The following is a 17,552-nucleotide window of genomic DNA, read 5'->3' as shown; positions in this document are numbered from 1 at the left end:
CGGGCTCCGACCAAGGGCGCGCTTCCGGGCCGGGGCCGGCCGCATTAGGGTGGCCCCGATTTTCCGCCCCGGGAGAGCGCTTCCATGCTGACCAATCTTCAGGCTCGCGACGTCGAGACGCTGGTTCACCCCTATACCAATCTCGCCACCCTGCGCGACACCGGCCCGCTGATCCTGGAACGCGGCCAGGGAGTGTGGGTGCATGACGTCGACGGCAAGCCCTATCTCGAAGGCATGGCCGGCCTGTGGTGCACCGCGCTCGGCTACGGCAACGAGGAGCTGGTCGAGGCGGCGGCGACGCAGATGCGCAAGCTGCCCTTCACCCACATCTTCGGCGGCAAGAGCCACGACCCGGCCATCGAGCTCGCCGAGAAGCTGAAGGAGATGGCGCCGGTGCCGATCTCCAAGGTGTTCTTCACCTCCTCGGGCTCGGAAGCCAACGACACCCAGATGAAGCTCGTCTGGTACATGAACAATGCGCTCGGCCGGCCGAACAAGAAGAAGATCATCTCGCGGGTGCGCGCCTATCACGGCGTCACCATCGCCTCGGCCTCGCTCACCGGCCTCGCCGGCAACCACAATGATTTCGACCTGCCGATCGCCGGTGTGCGCCACACCACCAGCCCGCACCATTACCGCCTCGCCTTGCCGGGCGAGAGCGAGGAGGCCTTCGCCACCCGGCTCGCCGCCGATCTCGAGGCGCTGATTCTCGCCGAGGGGCCCGACACGGTCGCCGCCTTCATCGCCGAGCCGGTGATGGGCGCCGGCGGCGTCATCGTGCCGCCGCGGACCTATTACCCGAAGATCAAGGCGGTGCTGGAGAAGTACGACGTCTTCTTCATCGCCGACGAGGTGATCACCGGCTTCGGCCGGCTCGGCACCGCCTTCGGCTCGGAAGCGATGGAGATGAAGCCGGATTCGATCTCGGTCGCCAAGGCGCTGTCCTCGGCCTACCAGCCGATCGGCGCGGTGATGATTCCCGAGGCGATGTACCAGGCGCTGCTGGAGGAAAGCCGCAAGCTCGGCTCCTTCGGCCACGGCTTCACCTATTCCGGCCATCCGGTCGCCGCCGCGGTGGCGCTGAAGACGCTGGAGATCTACGACCGCGAGAACGTCTTCGAGCGGGTGCGGGCCAAGATCCCGCAATTCGACGCCCGCCGCGCCGCGCTGGAGGACCATCCGCTGGTCGGCGAGGCCCGCGGCAAGGGGCTGGTGGCCGGCATCGAGCTGGTCGCCGACAAGAAGACCAAGGCGCAGTTCGACCCCAAGCTCGGCATGGCCGCGAAATGCGTCGCCTTCGCGCAGGAGGAAGGGCTGATCGTGCGCAGCGTGTTCGGCGACGCGGTGACCATCTGCCCGCCGCTGGTCATCTCGCCGGCGGAGATCGACGAATTGTTCGATCGCCTGACCCGCGCCCTCGACCGCACGCTCGACTGGGCGGTGCGCGAGCGGCATCTGGCGGCCTGAGCCGGCGGCTTCGTCCCCCTCGGGAAGACGGCATCATCCCCGGGCCCGCGCCCGGGGATTTCCATTTGCGCCGGCCGGGCCGCAGGGCCACGGCTCTGCATGCGCCCAACAGAACGATCTCGTCCTGAGGCGCGCGACGCGAGCCCGGCACCCCACCCGGCGCCGGACAAACAAAAAGGGCGCCGCCGAAGCCGCGCCCTTCTTCAATTCTGCCGTGGCGGCCGCGCCTCAGAGCACGACGACGTCGGCGCCCTGCGGAACGCGGGTATAGAGGTCGATCACGTCCTCGTTCAGCATGCGGATGCAGCCGGAGGAGATCGCCTGCCCGATATATTCCGGCTGGTTGGTGCCGTGGATACGGAACAGCGTGTCCTTGTTGCCCTGGTAGAGATAGAGCGCGCGCGCACCCATCGGGTTGTGCGGGCCGGGACCGACGAAGTTCGGCACGCCGGCGATTCGCTCCTTGATCTCGGCGGTCGGCGTCCAGGTCGGCCATTCGGCCTTGCGACCCACCTTGGCCTCGCCCTTGAAGGCCAGGCCTTCTTCGCCGACGGTCACGCCGTAGCGTATCGCCTTGCCGTCATTCTCGACCAGATAGAGAAATTTCTTGTCGGTATCGACGACGACAGTGCCGGGCTTCTGGCCGCCGGAATAGTCGACGATATGCCGCTGGTACATGTCCGGCGGAAGCACCTTCTGATAGGGCGCCTTCGCCAGCAATTGCTTGTCGCGGGGCGTCAGGGAAGCTTCCGGCGCCGGCGCCTTCACAGAATTACTGCAAGCACCCAAGCTAAGCGCGATGAGCACCAAGCCCATCCCCCGCAGTTTCATTTTCGAGTTCTCCAGAATCACTTGCCGCAGCGGCACGCATTACGCGCCGCGTTCTGTATTCGGGATAGCCGAACTTGGCTTCGCCTTGAAGAGGCCATGCGGCTGCCGCATGTCGGTCCTGCGCCCCTGTTGCGCAAAAGCATCACCCAGCTTGCAACGGTTCAAATAGTTAACCAAAACCGCGACAATTTGCGTGCAGCCCTACCACCATGCCGCAATCTGCTCAATTATGTCGCAGTCGTCGCCTAATTCGTTGGCAGTCGAACCCATCGTGGGCGATGCATAGGAGGATACCATGTCGGCCGAGGACAACCGGGAAGTCGAACCCGGTCGTGGGCGCTGGGAGCGCTCGCAGCAGAGCGCCCATTGGCGCGAAATCGGAATTTCTGCCGTTGCCGCCGCGGCGCGCTACGCGTCCGCCCCCCTGCCCCCGCTCGCCGCCTCCGGGACCGGCGTGACCGGAAACCAGGCAGCCGGAGCCGACACGACCCGGAGCGAGCCGCCGGCGCCGAAGATCGTTACCCTACGGGACATCGAGTTCTTCGCGGCCTGATCGTTCCGCCCGTCCGCCCGCGGACGCCCGGACCCCGCCGCCCCTCCCTTTCCCTTCGCAGCGATGCCGAACGCGACCCGCCGGGTCACGCGGCGCCTCGTCGTGCCGGCGGTTGGCGCCGCCGGCCGGGGGGCGCTAGTCTGCGACCAGCGGGCGATATGAGGGCCGAGCGCCGGGAGACGCCATGATTCATGCCTATTGCCTGCGCGAGGGTGCGCTCCGGCGCGTCGAGGTGCCGGTCGGTGGCGACATGCCGGCCGATGCGACCTGGATCGATCTCATCGATCCGGCGCCGGCGGAGGACCGATTCGTCGAGGGCATCCTCGGCATCCCCATCCCCACCCATGAGGAGATGGCGGAAATCGAGCCCTCGAGCCGTCTCCGGGTGGAGAACGAGGCGCAATACATGACCGGCTCGCTGGTGCTGGGCAGCGAGGGCGAGCGGCCTTCCCTGTCCGAGGTCACCTTCATCCTGTTCAACGGCCGGCTGCTGACCGTGCGCTACGGCGAGTTCAAGGCGTTCAGCCTGGTCGTCGCCCAGCTGGAACGCGGCTGCCCGGGCGGCCTGCGCGGCGACCAGATCTTCATGTCGCTGCTCGACGCCATCGTCGACCGCAGCGCCGACACCGTCGAGCGGGTGGCGTCGGACATCGACCTGATCTCGCGCCGGATCTTCGAGCGCGACAATGGCCGGGACAGCCAGCGCTACCGGGCGATCCTGCGGCAGATCGGCCGCAAGGGCGACCTCGCCTCCAAGGCGCGCGAGAGCCTGGTCTCCATGGCGCGCATCGTCACCTTCCTCGTCGCCGAGAGCGAGACGCGCAAGCCGGGCAAGGAACAGCGCGCGACGCTGAAGAGCCTGCAGCGCGACATTTCCTCGCTGACCAACCACGTCTCCTATCTCAGCGACAAGATCACCTTCCTACTCGACGCCACGCTCGGCATGGTGTCGATCGAGCAGAACAACATCATCAAGATCTTCGCGGTGCTGTCGGTGGTGTTCATGCCGCCGACGCTGATCGCCTCGATCTACGGCATGAACTTCCAGTACATGCCGGAGCTCGCCGATCACTGGGGCTATCCGATCGCCCTGCTCGCCATGCTCGCCGCCGCCATCGTCCCCTACCTGTTCTTCAAGTGGAAGCGCTGGCTCTAGCGCGCGGCGGTCGCGGGGCCAGAGCCGGCCCCGTCGCGCTCAGACGTGCTGGCCGCCATTGATGTGGATCTCGGCGCCGTTCAGGTAGGACGAGGTGTCGGTGCACAGCACGTAGATGATCTTCGCCACCTCGTCGGGGGTGCCGAGCCGCTGCATCGGAATCTGCTCGACGATCTTCTCGGTGCCCGGCGAGAGGATGGAGGTGTCGATCTCGCCCGGCGCGATGGCGTTGACCCGCACGCCGACGCGGCCGAAATCCGCCGCCATCTCGCGCGTCAGCCCGACCAGCGCCGCCTTGGAGGTGGCATAGGCCGCCCCGGCGAAGGGGTGCACCCGCATGCCGGCGATGGAGGTGACGTTCACCACCGCGCCCTGCGTGCGCTTCAACTCCTCCAGGAGGCCGCGCGCCAGCAGGATCGGCGCGAAGAAGTTCACCTGGAACACCTTGCGCCAGGTCTCCTCCGGCGTGTCGATGGTGCCGAGCCGGGCGCCGCCCTGCCCCTTGGGCGAGATGCCGGCATTGTTGACTAGGGCGTGCAGCTTCCCGTCCGGCAGCCGGCTCTTGATCTCCTCGACGGCGCGGCGCGTATCCGCCTCGTCGCCGAGATCGACCTGGATATGGTCCTCCGGCCCCATCTCCCACGGGCAGTTCTCCGGGAAGGCATGGCGCGAGCAGGTGATGACCCGCCACCCGGCCGCCGAGAACCGCTTCACGGTGGCATGGCCGATCCCGCGCGAGGCGCCGGTCAGCAGGAGGGTGCGGCGGGGCTGGTTGGTACCCGACATGATGAACCTTGTCTGGTGGAGCGCGTGCTGGGTGACAGGTCTAGCTCAAGGATAGAGCCGTGTCTTGACCCAAGACAGGCCCTCGCTCTCCGCCGCGCGGCGGAACACGATGCGGTCGTGCAGGCGGAACGGGCGGTCGTGCCAGAACTCGATCTGCACCGGCTTGATGCGGAAGCCGGTCCAGTGCGGCGGGCGCGGCACGCTGCCGAGTGCGTATTGCGCCGTCACCCTGGCGATCGCCGTCTCCAGCGCGAAGCGTCCCTCCAGCGGCCGCGACTGCTGGCTGGCCCAGGCGCCGATCTGCGACAGCCGCGGGCGGGTGGCGAAATAGGCGTCGGCCTCCTCCCCGCTCACCTGTTCCACCGGGCCGCGCACGCGGATCTGCCGGCGCAGCGACTTCCAGTGGAACACCGCCGCCGCCTTGGGATGGGCGGCGAGCTCGCGGCCCTTGGCGCTGCCGGTATTGGTGAAGAACACGAAGCCGCGGCTGTCATGGGCATTGAGCAGCACCATCCGCACGTCGGGCAGCCCGTCATCGTCGACCGTGGCGAGCGCCATGGCGTGCGGATCGTTCGGCTCGCTGGCCTGCGCCTCCGCGAACCATTGCTCGAACAGGGCGAAAGGCTCGTCGGCCGCGGTGAAATCACCGGCTGTTAACGGTTCTTGCGTATCCATTGGCTTCATCAGTGGCGTCGGGACCGGGGGCGGCCCATGTTGACAGCGATCGGGCGGGCAGGGGCGGCGAAGCGCAAAGGCGGCCGCCGCCTCCCATATAGGGGGCAGCGGGCAGCGCGCCCAGTGCTTTTCCGTCTTCTGGCGCTTCTGCCGGCCGCGGCGCTGGCTGGCTGCGGCGTGCTGGCGCCGGGGCTCGACGGCACCGTCACCGGGTCGATCGCGCCCGCCCCGGCCCCGGTCGCCACCTCCGCCGGCGAACCCGTGCCGAGCGGCGTGACGCCGGACGACTGGATCGCCGCCCGCCAGGCGCTGGCCGAGGCGCTCGCCGCCCGCGATGCCGCGCCGAGCGTGCCGTGGGAAAACACCGCCACCGCCACGCGCGGCACCGTCACCCCGCTGGCCAGCAAGGACGACGGCAAGTGCCGCGCCTTCCTCGTGAGCTTCGTGCGGGCGGAAAACGAGGACTGGCTGCAGGGCGAGGCCTGCCGCACCGCCGCGCGCGGCTGGCGCATCGGCCAGGCGCGGATGCTGGAGCGCAGCTGACGCCAGGCCGCGCCGGCCGGGCCTCCCGGCGCCGGCGCGGCGGCACGAATTATCTGGACGTCGCGTTATATCCGCATCAATCGCGCGACTGACCGTTGCATCGGCGCAACACTGCCTCCATATGGGGAGCTGAGCCCGGAACCGCCGGCCGAGAAGACCTGTCCATGCGCGATCCCTACGACATTCTTGGCGTCGCCCGCAGCGCCGACCAGACCGAGATCAAGCGCGCCTTCCGGCGCCTTGCCAAGAAGCTGCACCCCGACGCCAACGCCTCCGACCCGAAGGCGCAGGAGAAGTTCGCCGAACTCAACGGCGCCTACGAGATCCTTTCCGATACCGAAAAGCGCGGCCAGTTCGACCGCGGCGAGATCGACGCCGAAGGCAAGCCGCGCGGCTTCGAGGGCTTCGGCGCCGGCGCCGGGGGCTTCCGGCGCGGCGGCTTCCGCCAGGCCGGCGACGACGACAGCATCTTCGAGAGCTTCTCCTTCGGCCAGGGCGCCGGCGGCGGCCGTGCCGGCCGGCACGATGCCGGCGGCTTCGACGACGTCATCTCCGACATTCTCGGCGGCATGGGCCGCGGTCGCGCCGGCCGGCGCGGCTCGTCCTCCGGCTTCGAGCCTCCGCGCGGCAGCGACATCGACATCCGCGTGCCGGTGCCGCTGGAGACGGCGGTCGTCGGCGGGCCGGTGAAGGTGACGCTGCCCGACGGGCGCTCGGTGGAGGTCAAGATCCCGCCGCGCACCGTCGAGGGCTTCCGCATGCGCCTCAAGGGCCAGGGCGAGGCCAGCGCCTTCGGCGGCACGCCGGGCGATGCCTATGTGGTGGTCGCCTATGCCCCCAACCGCCAGTTCCGCGTCGACGGGCACGACCTGCGCATCGACGTGCCGGTGCCGCTGGCCGATGCGGTGCTCGGCGGCAAGGTCCGCGTCGCCACCCTCACCGGCTCGGTGGAGCTGAGCGTGCCGGCCTGGACCAGCTCGGGGCGCACCTTCCGCCTGCGCGGCAAGGGGCTGCCGGCCGGCGAGACCGGCGACGGCGACATCCTCGCCACCCTGCGCATCATGCTGCCGGAGAAGCCGGACCCGGAACTCGAGGCGCTGATGCGGCGATGGGCCGGCCGGGAAGGCTCCGGCCAGGAAGACTGACGGCGAGGGCCGGGAGGAAGATTCCGCCCGGCGACGCCGCCGGAACCGCCGGGCGTGTCGCGGCGGGAGTGCCCGCCGGGTCCACCCCTCCTTCCGGCTCGCTTGAGCGCTCCCCGCCGCTGTGCGATAGGAACCTCTCGCCGCACGGCGTTGAATTGGGTTGACGGAGCAGGGCGTGACGGAGCAGGGCACGGTTTCGGCCGGTTTGATGAACGGCAAGCGCGGCCTGGTGATGGGAGTGGCCAATAACCGCTCCATCGCCTGGGGCATCGCCAAGGCCGCCCATATGCAGGGGGCGAAGCTCGCCTTCACCTATCAGGGCGAGCCGCTGAAGAAGCGCGTCGAGCCGCTGGCCGCCGAGCTCGACGCCGCCCTGGTGGGGCATTGCGACGTCACCGATCCCGCGACCATCGACGCGGTGTTCGCCGAGACCGAGCGCCAGCTCGGCGGGCTCGACTTCCTCGTCCACGCCATCGCCTTCTCCGACAAGAACGAGCTCGACGGCCGCTATGTCGACACCTCGGCGGAGAATTTCAGCAAGACCATGCTGATCTCCTGCTACAGCTTCACCGCCGTCGCCCAGCGCGCCGAGAAGCTGATGAAGGACGGCGGCTCGATGCTGACGCTCACCTATTACGGCGCCGAGAAGTGGATGCCGCATTACAACGTGATGGGCGTCGCCAAGGCGGCGCTGGAGGCGAGCGTGCGCTACCTCGCCGCCGACCTCGGCCCGAAGAACATCCGGGTCAACGCCATTTCCGCCGGGCCGATCAAGACCCTGGCCGCCTCCGGCATCGGTGATTTCCGCTACATCCTGAAGTGGAACGAGCTGAACGCGCCGCTGCGCCGCACCGTCACCATCGACGAGGTCGGCGATACCGGCATGTACCTGCTCTCCGATCTCGGCCGCGCCGTTACCGGCGAGATCCATCACGTCGATGCCGGCTACCATGTGGTGGGCATGAAGAATCCCGAGGCTCCCGACCTCACCCTCGAGCGGGATTGACGCCGGGACGGCTTCCAGGACCAGACAGGAGACGGCGATGATCAAGGCTCCCGGCACACAAGGCAGGATGCGCGGCGCCGTCCGCATGGCGGCGATGGCCATGCTGCTGGCGGGGAGCGTCGTCCCGGCGGCGCTGCCGGCCGCCGCCGAGACCGCCATCACCGTCTACCCGCCGCCGGGCTCCGGCCTGCCGCCGGACTGGGCGACCCCGGGCTCCCCGAACCAGGACAGCGGCACCCCGCCCAGCTTCCAGCAATACCCGTTCTGGGACCGCATTTTCGGCGGCGGCGGCGCCATTTTCCCCGGCTACGCCTCGCCCGCCGCCAATGACAGCAGCTACCAGCGCCTGGCGCTGCTCACCGGCGGCGGCGCCGGCCGCGTGGTCTTCGCCGCCGGCATGGCCGACACCTCCTGCCAGCCCGCCGACGCGCCGACCCTCACCGTCCTCAGCGCCCCGCGCGGCGTGAACCTCACCACCGATTACGGCGCCTTCACCGCGACCGGCAACGATGCGGGCTCGACCTATTGCGTGGGCCGCAACATCCGCGGCAGCCGCCTCGTGCTGGCCGGCCGGCCGCCGCGCGGCGGCGGCAGCGTGACGGTCCGCGTCGCCTGGCCGCGCGTCGGCCGCAATGGCGGCACCAGCTACACGCACACCGTGTCCCTGCCGTCGCGATGAGCAAACGCCGGATCTTCCTCGTGCGGCACGGCGAGACCGACTGGAACCTCGCCGGCCGCCTGCAGGGCAGCCACGACATTCCGCTCAACGATCTCGGCTGCGAGCAGGCCGCCGGCCTCGCCCGCGTCATCGAGCGGCTGGCGGGCGACGTGGGGCCGCTCGACTATGTCGCGAGCCCGCTGTCGCGTGCGGCCCAGACCATGGCGATCCTACGCGCCGAGCTCGGCCTGCCGCCGGACCTGTTCCGCCGCGAGCCGCGACTGAAGGAAATCTCCTTCGGTCGCTGGGAAGGCAACACCTGGACCGAGCTGAAGCGCCGCGACCCGGCCTCGGTCGCCGACCACCGCGCCAATCCCTGGCACTACCGTCCGCCCGGCGGCGAGAGCTATTCCGACCTCTCGGTGCGGGTGATGGCGGCGATGGGCGAGATCGCCCGCGACGCCGTGGTCGTCACCCATGGTGGCGTGGTGCGGGCGATCCTGCACGCCCTCACCGGCATGCCGGCGCAGGAAGCGGCGTTCCTGCCGGTGCGCCAGGGCGCGGTCTATCTGATCGAGGACGGCGCCTTCGAGATGGCGCTGGCCTGACGACCATCCCGCACCCGACAGGCGGGGCCTTCACGTCGGGCCGCGAGGCCGAAGCCGGAGATTGAGGAAGAGATGCCGCAGGATGCCCCCCAGCATGCCGCCCTTGTGCTGATCCGCGCCGAGGCCGCCGACCAGCCGCGTCCGATCTGGTGCGTCACCGCGCAGGACTGGCGGCAGGTGGCCGGCGAGCTGCCGTCCGTCGCCGTCGCCTTCGCCGAGGCGTCGGGCTTCCGCGCCGAGCCGGGCAAGCTCCTCGTGGTGCCGGACGCCGCCGGCGCCATTGCCGGCGTGCTGTTCGGCGTCGAGGCCACCCCGCGCGATCCGCTCGCCTTCGGCAAGCTCGCCACCGCGCTGCCGGCCGGCGACTACCGCCTCGCCGGCGGCGCGCCGGATCCGCGCCTCGCCGCGCTCGCCTTCGCCCTCGGCGCCTATCGTTTCGAGCGCTACCGCGTGCGCAACACGCCGCGCCCGCGCCTGGTCGTTCCCGACGGTGTCGACGCGGCGGCGCTCATCCGCACGGTCGAGGCGGTGACGCTCGCCCGCGATCTCGTCAACACCCCGGCCAACGACATGGGCCCGGCCGAGCTCGAGGCGGCCGCCCGGGCGCTGGCCGCCCGCCACGGCGCCGCCATCGAGGTCACCGCCGGCGACGCCCTGCTCGCCGCCAACCTGCCGATGATCCATGCCGTCGGCCGCGCCAGCCCGCGCGCGCCGCGCCTCATCGACCTGAGCTGGGGCGCCCCCGACGCGCCGAAGGTGACGCTGGTCGGCAAGGGCGTGTGCTTCGACACCGGCGGCCTCGACATCAAGCCGTCCTCCGGCATGCTCCTGATGAAGAAGGACATGGGCGGCGCGGCGAGCGCGCTGGGCCTCGCGCACATGATCATGGCCCGCAACCTGCCGGTGCGCCTGCGGGTGCTGATCCCGGCGGTGGAGAACGCCATAGACGGCTCGGCCTTCCGCCCCGGCGACATCCTGCGCTCGCGCAAGGGACTGTCGGTGGAGATCGGTAACACCGACGCCGAAGGCCGCCTCGTGCTCGCCGACGCACTGACCCTCGCCGACGAGGAAGCCCCGGAACTGGTGGTCGATTTCGCCACCCTCACCGGCGCCGCCCGCGTCGCGCTCGGCCCGCAGCTTCCCCCCGCCTATACCGACGACGAGGCGCTGGCCGCCGATCTCGCCCGCCACGCCGCCGCCGAGGCCGATCCGCTCTGGCGCCTGCCGCTGTGGAAGCCCTATGCCGGCATGCTCGACAGCCCGGTCGCCGACATGAACAACGCGCCCGGCAGCGGCTTCGCCGGCTCCATCACCGCCGCGCTGTTCCTGCAGCGCTTCGTGGAGCGGGCCGGCGCCTGGCTGCATCTCGACATCTACGCCTGGAACCCCTCGACCCGCCCCGCCCGGCCGGAAGGCGGCGAGGCGCAGGCGATCCGCGCCCTCGACGCGCTGCTGGCCGAGCGCTACGGCTAGCGCCGGGCCGGCGCGACGGGCGGAGCGCCCCGCAGGGTGGCGCGCCGCTGGCCGCAAACGCGGAAGTGATTGCCCGTTAAGCCTTTTCCGAAAGCCGTCCTTGCCGTTCCCTCGCGAGAATGCGAGAACAATCCGTAGCCGTAACGATTGCGCACGGCGGAGGCGGTGGAATGGCGGTCGAGATGCGCGCGTCGCAGGCGCTGCGCCTGCTGCACGAGCTGGCGCTGGCGCAGGTGCGCGACCAGGTGCGCGAGGCGGCGCCCGACCTGTCGCAGCGCCAGCTCGCCATCCTGCTCAGCGTCTATCTGGAGAGCCCGCCGCACACGGTGCGCGGCCTCGCCGCCCGGCTCGGCGTCTCCAAGCCGGTGATCACCCGCGCGCTGGACACCATGGGCGCGCAGAAGCTGGTCTCGCGCCGGCGCGACGAGGCGGACCGGCGCAACGTCATCGTCCAGCGCACCGTGGAAGGCGCGCTCTATCTGGAAAAGCTCGGCGACCTCGTGGTCGCCACCGCCCGCAGCCTGCCGCGCTGAGGGCCTTATGCACCCGGCCGCCTGCCATGGCGCCCTGCTCCCGCCCTCCCGATCGCCCTCATCCCGAGGTGTCCCGCCGAAGGCCGGGTCTCGAAGCAGGCTCGTCCGGGTGCGCTTCAACGAGCACCGCTCGAAGCTCGCTGACGCGCGCACCTCAGGCTGCGGTCGTCCCGGGTTGCCGCGCGCAGGCCGCCGGCCCGGTGCCGGCCGGATGGACGACGCGGCACCGCCGCACGCCAAAACGGCCGAAGCGGGAAGCCTGTGCCTTCATCGAGTGACGCCGCCCTTGCCTGTCGCGCCCGGCTGGCGCATGCCTCTTGATCGAACTCATAGCCGACAGGCTGCAACGGATCGTGTCGCGCATGACCCTTCTCGACCCCCGCCTCACCCCCGCCCGCCCCGATCTCGCCGCCGCGCATCTGCGCGGGGTGGTGGAGGCCGCCCGCTATGTCGAGGGCACGCCCTGGCGCGTCGTCCGCGAGCGCGCCGGCGTCACCCGCACCCCGGATTCCACCGCGCCGCTCACCACCGAGGCGCTGTTCGGCGAGGCCGTCACCCTCTATGAGGCGACCGAGGAAGGCTGGGGCTGGGTGCAGCTCGATGCCGATGGTTATGTCGGCTGGATGGCGCTGGAGGCGCTGGCGCCGCCCGGCGCGCCGGCCACCCACAAGGTGGCGGCGCTGCGCACCCCGGTCTTTCCCGGCCCCAGCATCAAGCTGCCGCCGACCGCCCTGCTCTCCTTCGGCGCCCGCCTCGCCGTCACCGGCCTGCGCGACCGTTTCCTGATGACCGCCGATGGCGGCTTCGTCTTCGCCGAGCATCTCGTCCCGCTCGATCGCGTCGAGGCGGATCCGGTCGCGGTAGCCGCCCGCTTCCTCGGCGCCGCCTATCTGTGGGGCGGGCGCTCCAGCCTCGGCCTCGATTGCTCGGGGCTGGTGCAGGCGGCGCTCACCGCCTGCGGCATCGCCTGCCCGCGCGACAGCGACATGCAGGAGGCCGCGCTCGGTCACGACATCGGCTTTGCCGGCGACCTCTCGAGCCTGCGCCGCGGCGATCTCGTCTTCTGGCCCGGCCATGTCGGCCTCGTCGAGGATGCCGGGACGCTGCTGCACGCCACCGCGCACTACATGTCGGTGGTGCGCGAGCCGCTCGGCCCGGCGCTGGCCCGCATCGCGGCGGGCGGCACGCCGGTGCGCTCGGTGAAGCGGCTCTGAGAGACGTGCGGCAGCTGCCGCTCGGGATGGCCGCCTGCGTGCTTCGAGGCCGGCCCGCGGCCGGCACCTCGGCATGAGGGGCGTTGCAGGACCGTTTGCAAAAGACCTGCAACCGAACGACCGACCTCATCCTGAGGTGCCCGGGCGCAGCTCGGGCCTCGAAGGACGCATACGGCCGATGCCCGACAAGCCCCTCAGCGCCGCACCGGTCTGCATCGCGGCGGCCGGCACGCCGGTGCGCACGGTGAAGCAGCTCTGAGAGGCGGCCCGGTCCATTAAGCCAGAAAGGCGCTCCCCCCGCCCAGCGACAGGCCCCCTCTCCCCGTCGGGGAGAGGGGTGGGGTGAGGGGCCTTCTTGGCCTCCCCATGTCGTCCCCCCTCACCGACCCGCTACGCGGGCCACCTCTCCGTCGAAACCGGCTATTTCCGGTTTCGACCTTGCCGGAACCGAACTCGGCAACAGCCGAGTTCGGGCGGGGAGAGGGAGAGAAAAGGCCCCCACCATCTTCCGAAACGAGCCTCCGGCGACCCAGCCTGCCGGCGCCCGAACGACACCGGTCCGCCATCCGCACCGCCTCCAGACAAAAACGCCCGGCCCGCACGAGGCGGGCCGGGCATCGTCACGTCCGTCAGCCGCGGGGTCGGGCCCCGCGCGGCCTCACTGCGCGGAGGCGCGCTTGGTCGGGGCGCCGAAGGCCAGCGCCTCGGCGATCACGCGATAGACGTCGCTCTCTTCCATGTAGCCCTTGAAGCCGTCGGCGCCCGGGCCGGTCGCCTGCAGCACGATGTCATCCACCGCATGCACGCCGGTGTCGTTGTCGCGCGGCAGGTTGCCGGTGCGCAGCACCGCGCCGGGCACGTCCTTGTACTGCTCGTTGGCGACGTACTTCTTCTCGGCGTTCTGCACCGCCGGCACGAAGGGGCCGTCGAGCTTCGGGCGGAAGGTCTCGTAATAGTCCGGGAAGTTGTTGGCGAAGATGGCGAGGCGCTTGGAAACGTCGATGCGGTCCGGGAAGCCGTCGCCGTCCTTGTCCTCATAGTTGGGGAAGCCGGCCTCGGCGTAGACGCCGACCTTCTCGCGCATCTCGGTGCCCGGCTTGTTGTCGTCGATGGTGCCGATCAGCGACACACCATGGGCATGGTCGCCGGTGACGACGATCAGCGTGTCTGGGTTGTTCTTGGCGAATTCGCGGGCGAGGCCGACGGCCTGGTCGAACTCGATGGTCTCGACGATGGCGCGGTCCCAGTCCAGCGGGTGGGACATCTTGTCGATCGAGGCGCCCTCGACCATCAGCACGAAGCCTTCGGGATTCTTCGACAGCGCGTCGAGTGCGGTCCGGGTCATGTCGACCAGGCCCGGCTGGTCGGGGAACTTGCCGACCGTGCCCTTCTTCAGCTGGTTGCGGTCCAGCCAGGTGTCCATGTTGCCGGGGTGGAACACGCCGAAGATCTTGCCGGAGTTCGACTTCGAGGCCTGCGCCAGCTCCGCCTTGGTGGTGGCGATCTGGTAGCCGTCGGCCTTGAACAGCTCGACGAAGTTCTTGTCGTCCTTGCGCTTGGAGCCGGGGGTCGACTGCGGGATGAAATAGGCGCCGCCGCCGCCGAGCACCACGTCCGGGCGGACATCGTACAGCATCTGGGCGATCTCGGCCTTGTCGGCGCGCTTGCGGGTATGCGCGACCACCGCCGCCGGGGTGGCGTCCTGCAGCTCGGCGGTGGAGACGATGCCGAGCGCCTTGTTGCCGGTGCGGCGCACCGCCTCGCCCAGTGTCTCGACCTTCGGGTCGTCGAAACTGTCCTTGGTGCGGTCGGCATAGACGCCGATGGCGTTGATCGCGCTCTTGTGGCCGGTCATGTAGGCCGACATGGAGTTGGCGCTGTCCACCGCGATCGAATCGGTCGACGAGGTGCCGATGAACGCCATGTGGTCCAGGGTGTCCATGTTGAGCTTGCCGTTGGCCTTGCCCTCGGTATTGCCCTTGGACATGATGCGCGCCGCGGTGCGGTGCGCCACCGACATGCCGTCGCCGAGGAAGAAGATGACGTTCTTCACCTTGGGCAGCGCCGGGGTGCCGTAGACGTCCCAGGTCACCGTCTTGGTCTTGCCGGCCGCGCTGGCCTCGACCTTGTAGCTGCCGGGAGCGGCGATGGAAGCGCCGCGCAGGACCAGCGCCGAGGCCTCGACGCCCGGCTCCTTCTCCACGAAGGTCGCGTCCTTGCCGAGCACGTGCTTGTAGTCCTCGCCGTTGATGGTGATCTTCACCTCTTCCGGCTTCACCACGCCGTCGAACTCCACCTTGAAGTCGAAAGGCGAGCCTTGCAAAATCGTTGCGCGGTCGATAGGATATATTGTATCAGCAGCGAAGGCCGCGCCGGACAGCACGGTGCTGGACAGAAGGGCGAGGCTGGCGGCAGCCAGCAGGGTCTTGCGCATGGAGCGTCTCCGCTACGGACAGGCGGCGCGGCCGCGGATCGCAGAACCCTCTAGGCAGCTTCGATGTCACGCCGGTGACAATAGCCGGCGCGCCCTTTATTTCGCCGGCGCATGGTCGGCGGCGAACGCCTCTGCCCGCGCGCGGTTGAGCGCGAACCATTGCAGCGCCGCCAGCGTGAACACGTTGCCGATCACGCCCGGCGCCGGCGTGGCGAGCGCCGCCAGCGCCGCCGCTTCCGGCAGCAGGAACGGGCGGGTATGCTCCGTCTCGCCCGGCTCCCCCGCCTCCTCCGGCACCCGCGCGGCATCCACCAGCGCGAGAAACAGCTCGGCATGCTCGTCGGTAACGCCGGGCGTCGGCATGAAGCTCAGCATCGGCAGCAATGCCAGCGGCGCGACGCCGAGTTCCTCGCGGCATTCGCGGCGGGCCGCCGTCTCCGCCGCCTCGCCCTCCTCGATCCGCCCGGCGGCGATCTCGACGAGTTCGCCGCGCCCGGTCGCCAGATGCGCGGCGAGGCGGAACTGGCGGATCAGCGCGAACACCCCCGCCGCCGGGTCCCAGGCCAGCACCGCCACCACCGGCCCGACCCGCAATATGTCGCGTGTCTGCGTCAGCGGCGCGCCGCCGGCGCCCGGCAGCGTCACCGTGTAACGACGATAGGGCCGGAAGCCGTCGCCGCCGATATCGGCAGGGCCCTCCAGCGTCACGGGCACCGCCCGGTCGCCGAGCGCCTCGCATGGCGCGTTCCCCTGCCGCGCGCCCGCACGCGGCTCCCCGCTCACGCCGGGGCTCCGGCGGCGGGACCGTTCGCCCCCGGCGCCTCCTCCAGATGGAAGGCGGCGGCGAACAGCGCCCGCGTATAGGGCGTCTTCGGGTCGGCGAACATCGCCGAGGCCTCGCCCTGCTCCACCACCTCGCCATGACGCATCACGATCAGCTTCGACGCCAGCGCCGCCACCACCTTCAGGTCGTGGCTGATGAACATGTAGGTGAGGCTGCGGCGCTTCTGCAGGTCGCGCAGGAGGTCGACGATCTGCGCCTGCACGATCATGTCGAGCGCGCTGGTCGGCTCGTCCAGCACCACGAAGCTCGGCTCCAGCACGACGGCGCGGGCGATGGCGACGCGCTGCCTCTGCCCGCCGGAGAATTCGTGCGGGTAGCGGTGCCGGCTCGCCGGGTCGAGCCCGACATCGGTCAGCGCCTCCACCACCCGCGCGTCGCGCTGGTCGGCGGAGAGTTCCGGCCGGTGCACCCGCAATCCCTCGCCGATGATGTCGGCGATCGACATGCGCGGGGAGAGCGAGCCGAACGGGTCCTGGAACACGATCTGCATGTCGCTGCGATGCGCCCGCATCGCCTTGAAGCCGAGCGTGTCGACGGGCTGGCCCATGAACACGATCGGCCCGTCGGAGGAGATCAGCCGCAGCAAAGCCAGCCCCAGCGTGGTCTTGCCCGAGCCCGATTCGCCCACCACGCCCAGCGTCTCGCCCTTGCGGATGGCGACGGAGACGCCGTCCACCGCCTTCACATGGCCGACGGTCTTGCGCATGAGCCCGGCCTTGATCGGGAACCACACCTTGAGGTCGGTCGCCTGCATGATCAGCTCGGCATCCGGCCGCGCCGGCGCCGGCTCGCCCGAGGGCTGGGCGGCGATCAGCTGGCGCGTATAGGGATGCTGGGGGGCGTCGAACACCTCGCCCACCGTTCCCTCCTCGACGATCCGGCCCTTGTTCATCACGCAGATGCGGTCGGCGATGCGCCGGACGATGCCGAGATCGTGGGTGATGAACAACAGCGCCATGCCCAGCCGCGCCTGCAGCTGCTTGAGCAGCGCCAGGATCTGCGCCTGCACGGTGACGTCGAGCGCGGTGGTCGGCTCGTCGGCGATCAGCAGCTTCGGCTCGTTGGCGAGCGCCATGGCGATCATCACCCGCTGGCGCTGGCCGCCGGAAAGCTGGTGCGGATAGGAGCCGAGCCGCGTCTCCGGCTCGGGAATGCCGACCTCGGTCAGGAGCTCGATCACCCGCCGCCGCGCCGCGCTGCCCGAAATGCCCCGGTGCAGCGACAGGATCTCGGCGATCTGCTGCTCCACCGTGTGCAGCGGATTGAGCGAGGTCATCGGCTCCTGGAACACCATGGTGATGTCGTTGCCGCGCACCCGGCGGATCTGCCCTTCCTCCATGGCGAGCAGGTCGCGCCCCTCGAACATCACCTTGCCCGAGGGATGCGAGGCGGCGGGATATTGCAGCAGCTTGAGGATGGACAGCGCCGTCACCGACTTGCCGGAACCGCTCTCGCCGACCAGCGCCAGCGTCTCGCCGCGCTTCAGCTGGAACGACACATGGTCGACCGCCAGCGCCGGGGCGCCGCCCTCGCGGGCGAAGGCAACGGAGAGATCCTCGACGGAGAGAAGGGGGGCGTCGGGGGTGGCGGCGTTCATGCGCGGATCGTCACTCATGCGCGAATCTT

The 17,552-nt window shown here is 70.1% G+C and carries 17 protein-coding genes; 11 read left to right on the top strand and 6 right to left on the bottom strand.

The window, feature by feature from the left end; genetic code table 11:
* Positions 1-84: 84 nt before the first annotated feature.
* Positions 85-1,467 (top strand): aminotransferase, encoded by a 1,383-nt coding sequence (locus KHC19_RS09600; RefSeq protein ID WP_213352130.1) that lies wholly within the window; start codon positions 85-87, stop codon positions 1,465-1,467.
* A 228-nt stretch (positions 1,468-1,695) separates the two neighbouring features.
* Here KHC19_RS09600 and KHC19_RS09595 read toward each other — a convergent pair whose 3' ends face one another.
* A complete protein-coding gene (locus tag KHC19_RS09595; RefSeq protein ID WP_213352129.1) occupies positions 1,696-2,298 on the bottom strand; it encodes a L,D-transpeptidase in 603 nt (200 codons plus the stop codon).
* 295 nt (positions 2,299-2,593) lie between these two features.
* On the opposite strand from KHC19_RS09595, the gene KHC19_RS09590 reads away from it, so the two are divergent.
* A complete protein-coding gene (locus KHC19_RS09590) occupies positions 2,594-2,851 on the top strand; it encodes a hypothetical protein (protein ID WP_213352328.1) in 258 nt (85 codons plus the stop codon).
* A gap of 184 nt (positions 2,852-3,035) precedes the next feature.
* On the top strand, positions 3,036-4,007 hold the full coding sequence (gene corA / locus KHC19_RS09585; protein WP_213352128.1) for a magnesium/cobalt transporter CorA: 972 nt from the start codon (positions 3,036-3,038) through the stop codon (positions 4,005-4,007).
* 39 nt (positions 4,008-4,046) lie between these two features.
* On the opposite strand, the gene KHC19_RS09580 is transcribed toward corA, so the two are convergent.
* Positions 4,047-4,793, bottom strand: coding sequence for an SDR family NAD(P)-dependent oxidoreductase (locus KHC19_RS09580; protein ID WP_213352127.1), 747 nt, complete (start codon positions 4,791-4,793; stop codon positions 4,047-4,049).
* Between the two features lie 45 nt (positions 4,794-4,838).
* The gene (gene pdxH / locus KHC19_RS09575; protein WP_378295663.1) at positions 4,839-5,477 is read right to left on the bottom strand and encodes a pyridoxamine 5'-phosphate oxidase; all 639 of its coding nucleotides are present in this window, start codon (positions 5,475-5,477) and stop codon (positions 4,839-4,841) included.
* 114 nt (positions 5,478-5,591) lie between these two features.
* On the opposite strand from pdxH, the gene KHC19_RS09570 reads away from it, so the two are divergent.
* The 8 genes from KHC19_RS09570 to KHC19_RS09535 all read left to right on the top strand — a co-directional run bounded on the left by KHC19_RS09570 (position 5,592) and on the right by KHC19_RS09535 (position 12,648).
* On the top strand, positions 5,592-6,011 hold the full coding sequence (locus KHC19_RS09570) for an RT0821/Lpp0805 family surface protein (RefSeq protein WP_343207684.1): 420 nt from the start codon (positions 5,592-5,594) through the stop codon (positions 6,009-6,011).
* Positions 6,012-6,175: 164 nt separating this feature from the next.
* Positions 6,176-7,156, top strand: coding sequence for a DnaJ C-terminal domain-containing protein (locus KHC19_RS09565; RefSeq protein WP_213352124.1), 981 nt, complete (start codon positions 6,176-6,178; stop codon positions 7,154-7,156).
* Positions 7,157-7,364: 208 nt separating this feature from the next.
* Positions 7,365-8,162 (top strand): enoyl-ACP reductase FabI, encoded by a 798-nt coding sequence (gene fabI / locus KHC19_RS09560; RefSeq protein WP_213352308.1) that lies wholly within the window; start codon positions 7,365-7,367, stop codon positions 8,160-8,162.
* A 37-nt stretch (positions 8,163-8,199) separates the two neighbouring features.
* Positions 8,200-8,841 (top strand): hypothetical protein, encoded by a 642-nt coding sequence (locus tag KHC19_RS09555; RefSeq protein WP_213352123.1) that lies wholly within the window; start codon positions 8,200-8,202, stop codon positions 8,839-8,841.
* Positions 8,838-9,428, top strand: coding sequence for a histidine phosphatase family protein (locus tag KHC19_RS09550; protein ID WP_213352122.1), 591 nt, complete (start codon positions 8,838-8,840; stop codon positions 9,426-9,428). Before KHC19_RS09555 ends, KHC19_RS09550 begins: the two co-directional genes overlap by 4 nt.
* 72 nt (positions 9,429-9,500) lie before the next feature.
* A complete protein-coding gene (locus KHC19_RS09545) occupies positions 9,501-10,901 on the top strand; it encodes a leucyl aminopeptidase family protein (protein WP_213352121.1) in 1,401 nt (466 codons plus the stop codon).
* Positions 10,902-11,071: 170 nt separating this feature from the next.
* Positions 11,072-11,434, top strand: coding sequence for a MarR family transcriptional regulator (locus KHC19_RS09540; RefSeq protein ID WP_213352120.1), 363 nt, complete (start codon positions 11,072-11,074; stop codon positions 11,432-11,434).
* A 362-nt stretch (positions 11,435-11,796) separates the two neighbouring features.
* Positions 11,797-12,648 carry a C40 family peptidase gene (locus KHC19_RS09535; protein WP_213352119.1) on the top strand — a complete coding sequence of 284 codons (852 nt, stop codon included), beginning with the start codon at positions 11,797-11,799 and terminating at the stop codon, positions 12,646-12,648.
* A gap of 658 nt (positions 12,649-13,306) precedes the next feature.
* On the opposite strand, the gene KHC19_RS09530 is transcribed toward KHC19_RS09535, so the two are convergent.
* The 3 genes from KHC19_RS09530 to KHC19_RS09520 all read right to left on the bottom strand — a co-directional run bounded on the left by KHC19_RS09530 (position 13,307) and on the right by KHC19_RS09520 (position 17,541).
* Complete coding sequence (locus KHC19_RS09530; RefSeq protein WP_213352118.1) at positions 13,307-15,082, bottom strand: alkaline phosphatase; 1,776 nt, start codon at positions 15,080-15,082, stop codon at positions 13,307-13,309.
* A 96-nt stretch (positions 15,083-15,178) separates the two neighbouring features.
* Positions 15,179-15,865 (bottom strand): NUDIX domain-containing protein, encoded by a 687-nt coding sequence (locus KHC19_RS09525; RefSeq protein ID WP_213352117.1) that lies wholly within the window; start codon positions 15,863-15,865, stop codon positions 15,179-15,181.
* Complete coding sequence (locus KHC19_RS09520) at positions 15,862-17,541, bottom strand: ABC transporter ATP-binding protein (RefSeq protein ID WP_378295668.1); 1,680 nt, start codon at positions 17,539-17,541, stop codon at positions 15,862-15,864. The genes KHC19_RS09525 and KHC19_RS09520 overlap by 4 nt, the downstream gene beginning before the upstream one ends.
* Positions 17,542-17,552: the final 11 nt, after the last annotated feature.

The organism is Ancylobacter oerskovii, from assembly GCF_018390555.1.
GTDB classification, from domain to species: domain Bacteria; phylum Pseudomonadota; class Alphaproteobacteria; order Rhizobiales; family Xanthobacteraceae; genus Ancylobacter; species Ancylobacter oerskovii.
Note: the sequence above shows the minus strand (reverse complement) of the source record. Positions and strands in the feature narration are given on the sequence as shown.